Source organism: Pseudomonas sp. SDI (assembly GCF_003105155.1).
GTDB lineage: Bacteria > Pseudomonadota > Gammaproteobacteria > Pseudomonadales > Pseudomonadaceae > Aquipseudomonas.
Window position 1 is genome coordinate 75808 of the sequence record NZ_QETK01000024.1, and the last position, 6550, is coordinate 82357.

7 protein-coding genes are annotated in these 6550 nt (G+C 66.2%); 5 read left to right on the top strand and 2 right to left on the bottom strand.

Annotated elements, in window-relative coordinates:
* Positions 1-81: 81 nt before the first annotated feature.
* Both DCO48_RS16675 and dprA read right to left on the bottom strand, forming a co-directional pair.
* The gene (locus DCO48_RS16675; protein WP_116551713.1) at positions 82-639 is read right to left on the bottom strand and encodes an L-threonylcarbamoyladenylate synthase; all 558 of its coding nucleotides are present in this window, start codon (positions 637-639) and stop codon (positions 82-84) included.
* A 41-nt stretch (positions 640-680) separates the two neighbouring features.
* The gene (gene dprA / locus DCO48_RS16680) at positions 681-1778 is read right to left on the bottom strand and encodes a DNA-processing protein DprA (RefSeq protein ID WP_116551714.1); all 1098 of its coding nucleotides are present in this window, start codon (positions 1776-1778) and stop codon (positions 681-683) included.
* A 209-nt stretch (positions 1779-1987) separates the two neighbouring features.
* On the opposite strand from dprA, the gene def reads away from it, so the two are divergent.
* Genes def through DCO48_RS16705 form a run of 5 tightly spaced genes read left to right on the top strand, consistent with a single transcriptional unit; the run spans position 1988 to position 6513 of the window.
* The gene (def, locus tag DCO48_RS16685) at positions 1988-2494 is read left to right on the top strand and encodes a peptide deformylase (protein ID WP_116551715.1); all 507 of its coding nucleotides are present in this window, start codon (positions 1988-1990) and stop codon (positions 2492-2494) included.
* Positions 2495-2552: 58 nt separating this feature from the next.
* Entirely contained in the window at positions 2553-3485 is a 933-nt protein-coding gene (gene fmt / locus DCO48_RS16690) for a methionyl-tRNA formyltransferase (RefSeq protein WP_116551716.1), read from the top strand.
* Positions 3482-4792: a 16S rRNA (cytosine(967)-C(5))-methyltransferase RsmB gene (gene rsmB / locus DCO48_RS16695; RefSeq protein ID WP_116551717.1), complete on the top strand. Its 1311-nt coding sequence runs from the start codon at positions 3482-3484 to the stop codon at positions 4790-4792. The genes fmt and rsmB overlap by 4 nt, the downstream gene beginning before the upstream one ends.
* A 22-nt stretch (positions 4793-4814) precedes the next feature.
* On the top strand, positions 4815-6188 hold the full coding sequence (gene trkA, locus DCO48_RS16700) for a Trk system potassium transporter TrkA (protein ID WP_116551718.1): 1374 nt from the start codon (positions 4815-4817) through the stop codon (positions 6186-6188).
* 10 nt (positions 6189-6198) lie between these two features.
* Positions 6199-6513 (top strand): tetratricopeptide repeat protein, encoded by a 315-nt coding sequence (locus DCO48_RS16705; protein ID WP_165840787.1) that lies wholly within the window; start codon positions 6199-6201, stop codon positions 6511-6513.
* Positions 6514-6550: the final 37 nt, after the last annotated feature.

Consider the following 6550-nt stretch of genomic DNA (forward strand, 5'->3'; position numbering starts at 1 on the left):
TCATCGCGGAGCCCGCTCCCACAGGAAATCACGGTGCCGTTGTGGGAGCGGGCTCGTCCCGCGATAAGGCCCGCAGGGCCTTCAGCCCGCCCTGACAACCTCACCCGTGGCCAGGTCACGGATCACGCTAGGGTTCTTCCTCCCCCCCAGCGCCCCGCCCAGCACCAGATCAAGCTGCCCGCGGAAATACTGCTCCACGCGCAACCGGGTCTTCGCCGCCGGCCGCCCTTGCGGGTTGGCCGAGGTCGAAATCAACGGCCCGACCAGCGCGCACAGATCGCGCACCACCGGATGATCGCTGACCCGCAGCGCCACCGTGTCATGCACCCCGGTCACCCACTCCGGCAACAGGTTCTGGTGCGGCACCAGCCAGGTATTCGGCCCCGGCCAGGTGCTGGCCATGCGGTCCATCCAGGTTTGCGGGAAATCCTCGAAAAGGAAATCGAACTGGCGGATGTTGTCGGCCACCAGGATCAGCCCTTTATCCACAGAGCGCGACTTGATCGCCAACAGCCGATCCACCGCCTCTTCATTCCACGGGTCACAGCCCAGGCCCCAGACCGCCTCGGTCGGATAGGCAATCACCGCACCTGCCCGAATTTCGCGTGCGGCTTGTTGCACACGCCAACTGTTCACCATTTTGCTGTCACTCCGCGTATTAAGGCTGATGAGCAGTGTACTTAGCCCGGCCGGGCAAACCAACGTCCGGCTTCATTGCTGACCCGCCCCGCCAGTTCCAGCTCGGTCAAGCTGGCCAGCACCCGCGCCAGCGGCTGCCCGCTAGACCGTGCCAGGCCTTCGCTGGTCTGCGGCGCCGCCTGCAACAGCGCCAGCAACGGATGCTGTGGCACAGGCTCAGGCGCAGACGCCAGGTGCTGCCAGCCGCGCAGGCTTTCGAGGATCTGCCCGACGTGCTCTACCAGCAGCGCACCGTCGCGGATCAGTTGATGACAGCCCTTGGCCCCCGGATGGTGAATCGAGCCGGGAATCGCATACACCTCGCGCCCCTGTTCCGCCGCCAGCCGTGCGGTGATCAGCGAGCCGCTGGCCAGGCTCGCCTCCACCACCAGCACGCCCAGCGACAAGCCGCTGATGATGCGGTTGCGCCGCGGGAAGTTGGCCGCCTGCGGCCCGGCGTTCAGCGGAAACTCCGAGACCACCGCGCTGCCGCTTGCCGCCATGGCCTTGGCCAGCGCCTGATGCCGCTGTGGATAAAAATTTTCCAGGCCGGTGCCAAGCACGCCGACCGTCTGCCCGCCAGCGTCCAGCGCCGCCTGATGCGCCGCCCCATCGACGCCCAACGCCAGCCCGCTGGTGATGACGAAACCGGCCTGGGCGAGCGCTCGCGAAAACGCCGCGGCGGTGTCCAGCGCCGGGCGCGAGGCACGCCGGCTGCCGACAATCGCCAGCTGCGGGCGCTCCAGAATGCTCGGCTCGCCTGCCACGAACAGCAGCGGCGGCGCCCCCTCAAGTTCCGCGAGCAAGGCCGGGTAGGCGGCCTCGTCCCACATCAGTAAATGCTGGCCCGGCCGCTCTAGCCAGGCCATCGCAGCGCTGGCGCAAGCGCGCACGTCGGGGCTGCGGCGGGCCGCGCTGCTGGCCTCGGGCAGGCCCAGCGCGTGCCAGGCCGGCGCCGGCGCACTGAGCGCCGCCGAGGCGCTACCAAAGGCGTGCAGCAGCGTACGAAAACGCCGTGGGCCGACGTCGGGCAAACAGTGCAGGCGCAAGCGCGCTTCCAGTTCGGCCGGCGAGCAGGTCGGGGAAGGGGGCGTGGTCATGGGATCATCCTTGAGCGCAAATGCGTTACCCAGGCGTAACAACCTGTGGATAACTCTGTTGATAAGACTTTGACAACCTGTCCATGAATCGCGGTCGTCGGCTATCCTTCAAACCCTAGCCAACCTTTTGGCAGGTGCCGAATGCGCCGAATCCCTTTATTATGTGCATTCATGTTTGTTACTCATCGCACAGTGCAGCTCATACGCTTATGGCTATTTTGAACATCCTCGAATTCCCGGACCCGCGCCTGCGCACCCTCGCCAAACCGGTGACGGAAGTGGACGACGCTATCCGCAGTTTGGTCGATGACATGTTTGAAACCATGTACGAGGCCCCAGGTATCGGCCTGGCGGCAACGCAGGTCAACGTGCACAAGCGCGTCGTGGTCATGGACCTGAGCGAAGACCGCAGCGAACCACGGGTCTTCATCAACCCCGAGCTGGAGCCCCTCACCGAGGACATGGACCAGTACCAGGAAGGCTGCCTGTCGGTACCCGGCTTCTACGAGAACGTCGACCGCCCGGTACGGGTCAAGGTCAAGGCGCTGGATCGCGACGGCAAGCCCTACGAGCTGATCGCCGAAGGCCTGCTGGCCGTGTGCATCCAGCACGAATGCGACCACCTCAACGGCAAGTTGTTTGTCGATTACCTGTCCACGCTCAAGCGCGACCGCATCAAGAAAAAGCTGGAAAAGCAGCACCGCCAGCAAGCGTGATCCCCTCATCCAGAAAGGCTTGCCCCGGCAAGCCTTTTTCTATTTAAGCGAGAACTCCATGCGCATCGTCTTCGCGGGCACCCCCGAGTTTGCCGCCGAACACCTCAAGGCCCTGCTGGCCAGCCCTTATGAAATCGTCGCGGTCTATACCCAGCCGGATCGTCCGGCCGGGCGTGGACAAAAGCTGATGCCCAGCCCGGTCAAGCAACTGGCGCTGGATAACGGCATCCCGGTGTTGCAACCGCCGACCCTGCGCAACGCCGAGGCGCAAGCCGAGCTGGCCGCACTCAAGCCGGACCTGATGGTGGTGGTGGCGTACGGCCTGATCCTGCCGCAGGTGGTGCTGGATATTCCGCGCCTGGGCTGCATCAACAGCCATGCCTCGCTGCTGCCGCGCTGGCGCGGCGCGGCGCCGATCCAGCGCGCCGTGCAAGCCGGCGACAGCGACAGCGGCGTGACCGTGATGCGCATGGAAGCGGGCCTCGACACCGGGCCGATGCTGCTCAAGGTCACGGCCCCGATCAGCGCCAGCGACACCGGTGGCAGCCTGCACGACCGGCTGGCCGAGATGGGCCCGCCAGCAGTACTCGAAGCCATTGCCGGCCTGGCCGCCGGCACCCTGCACGGTGAGGTGCAGGACGATACCCTGGCCACCTATGCGCACAAACTGAACAAGGATGAGGCGCGCCTCGACTGGTCGCGCCCGGCGGTGGAGCTGGAGCGCCTGATCCGCGCCTTCAACCCGTGGCCGATCTGCCACAGCACGCTGCACGGCGAAACGCTGAAAGTACTGGCCGCCTGCCTCACAGAAGGCCAGGGTGCACCGGGCGAGATCCTCTCGGCCAGCAAGGACGGCCTGATCGTTGCCTGCGGCGACCAGGCGCTGTGCCTGACCCGCCTGCAACTGCCCGGCGGCAAGGCGCTGAACTTCAGCGATCTGTTCAACAGCCGCCGCGAGAAATTCGCCAGCGGCACGGTGCTTGGCCAATGAACCCGCGTCTGGCCGCTGCCCGTGCGCTGAGCGCTGTGCTCAGTGGCAAAGCCTCGCTGAACAGCTCGCTGCCGGCGCAACTGGACAAGGTCGAGACCCGCGACCGCGGCCTCACCCAGGACCTGGCCTTTGGCACCGCGCGCTGGCAGCCACGCCTGTCGGCGCTGGCCGAGCGCCTGCTGCAAAAGCCGTTCAAGGCCGCCGATGCCGACGTCGAAGCGTTGATGCTGGTGGGCCTGTACCAGTTGCTCTACACACGCATCCCGGCCCACGCCGCCATCGGCGAAACGGTCGGTTGCGCCGACAAGCTGAAGAAGCCCTGGGCCAAGGGCCTGCTCAACGCCGTGCTGCGCCGCGCCCAACGCGAGAGCGAGGCGATCTTCGCCGAGCTGGAACGCGACCCAGTCGTGCGTACCGCGCACCCGCGCTGGTTGCAGAAAGCGCTCAAGGCGTTCTGGCCGGAGCAGTGGGAAGCCATCTGTGCAGCGAACAACGCGCACCCACCGATGATCCTGCGGGTCAACCGCCGCCATCACAGCCGCGAGGCCTACCTGCAACGGCTGGCCGCGGCCGGCATCGCGGCCCAGCCGTGCGCGTTCAGCCGCGACGGTATCGTACTCGCCGAGGCCTGCGACGTGCGCAGCCTGCCGGGCTTCGATGCAGGCTGGATCAGCGTGCAGGACGAGGCCGCGCAACTGGCCGCCGACCTGCTCGAACTGGCCCCCGGCCAGCGCGTCCTCGATGCCTGCTGCGCACCGGGCGGCAAGACCTGCCACCTGCTCGAAGCCGAAGCCGGGTTGGCCGCAGTGGTGGCCATCGACCTGGAAGCCAAGCGCCTGACCCGCGTGCGCGAGAACCTCGACCGCCTTGGCCTCGACGCCGAGCTGATCGCTTGCGACGCCCGCGACACCGCCAGTTGGTGGGACGGCAAGGGCTTCCAGCGGATCCTGCTCGACGCGCCGTGCTCGGCCACCGGCGTGATCCGCCGTCACCCGGACATCAAGCTGACCCGCCAGGCCGACGACATTACCGCGCTGGCCAGCCTGCAAGGCGAGCTGCTCGACGCCCTGTGGCCGACCCTGGAGGTGGGCGGCATGCTGCTGTACGCCACCTGTTCGACCCTGCCGACCGAAAACACCGAAGTGATCGAGGCGTTCCTCGCCCGCACCCCAGGCGCCCGTGAGCTGGACCTGGCCACTGCCGCCGGCATCCGCCAGCCGCATGGCCGCCAGCTGCTGGCGCAGGAAGGCGGGCACGATGGCTTCTATTACGCCAAGCTGATCAAGATCGCCGCCGCACGCGGCTAATAATAAGGAAAGGGGACAGCGGATGAAGATCATCATCCTGGGCGCAGGGCAGGTCGGCGGTACGCTGGCCGAGCACCTGGCCAGCGAAGCCAACGATATCACCGTGGTCGATACCGATGGCGACCGTCTGCGCGACCTCGGCGACCGCCTGGACATCCGCACCGTCCAGGGCCGTGGCTCGTTCCCGACCGTGCTGCGCCAGGCCGGCGCCGACGATGCCGACATGCTCGTGGCGGTGACCAACAGCGACGAGACCAACATGGTTGCCTGCCAGGTTGCCTACACGCTGTTCCACACCCCGACCAAGATCGCCCGCGTGCGCGAAGCGGCCTACCTGACCCGCGCCGGACTGTTCGACAACGAGGCGATCCCGGTCGACGTGCTGATCAGCCCCGAACAGGTGGTGACCAACTACATCAAGCGGCTGATCGAGCATCCCGGTGCGCTACAGGTCATCGACTTTGCCGAGGGCAAGGCCCAGTTGGTGGCGGTAAAGGCCTATTACGGCGGGCCACTGGTAGGCCAGCAGCTGCGCCAGATCCGCGAGCACATGCCGAACGTCGACACCCGCGTGGCGGCGATCTTCCGTCGTGACCGACCGATCCTGCCGCAGGGCGACACGGTGATCGAGGCCGACGACGAGGTGTTCTTCATTGCCGCCAAGGCCGACATCCGTGCAGTGATGGGTGAACTGCGCCGGCTCGATGAAACCAACAAGCGGGTGGTGATTGCCGGCGGCGGGCAAATTGGCGAGCGCCTGGCCGAGGCCATCGAAAGCCGTTATCAAGTGAAGATCATCGAGATGAACCCGGCGCGCTGCCGGCATCTGTCCGACACCCTCGACAGCACCGTGGTGCTGCAGGGCAGCGCCTCGGACCGCGACCTGATGCTGGAAGAGAACATTGCCGAAGCGGACATCTTCCTGGCGCTGACCAACGACGACGAGGCCAACATCATGTCCTCGTTGCTGGCCAAGCGCCTGGGTGCACGTAAGGTGATGACTATCATCAACAACCCGGCGTATGTCGACCTGGTGCAGGGCGGCGAGATCGACATCGCCATCAGCCCGCAGTTGGCGACCATCGGTACCTTGCTGGCGCACGTGCGGCGTGGCGACATTGTCAGCGTGCATTCGCTGCGGCGCGGCGCGGCGGAGGCGATCGAGGCGGTGGCGCATGGCGATGCGAAGTCGAGCAAGGTGGTGGGCCGGGCCATCGAGGACATCGCCTTGCCGCCGGGCACCACGATTGGCGCGATCATTCGCGACGAGGATGTGTTGATTGCGCACGACGACACGGTGATCGAGGCGGGCGACCATGTGATCTTGTTCGTTGTGGATAAAAAGCATATTCGTGACGTCGAGAAGCTGTTCCATGTTGGCTTGAGCTTCTTCTGAGGGAGGCGGGGTGATGCGCGAATCGCTGGAGAAGATGCTGGCCAAGGGTGTGGATAACGCCCTGTTGCGCTTTGGCCTGGGCAAGGCCTGGCTGGACGAGGGCGACGCCGCGCAGGCGGCGGCGCATTTGCGCCGTTGCGTGGCATTCGACCCGAAGTATTCGGCGGCGTGGAAGCTGTTGGGCAAGGCCCATCAGCAGCAGGGCGATGTGGCGGCGGCGCGGCTGGCCTGGGAGCAGGGCCTGGAGGCGGCGCAGGCGCATGGCGACAAGCAGGCTGAGAAAGAGATGACGGTGTTTCTGAAGAAGCTCGACAAGACCACATAGGGCTGCTTTGCAGCCCATCGCGGGACGAGCCCGCTCC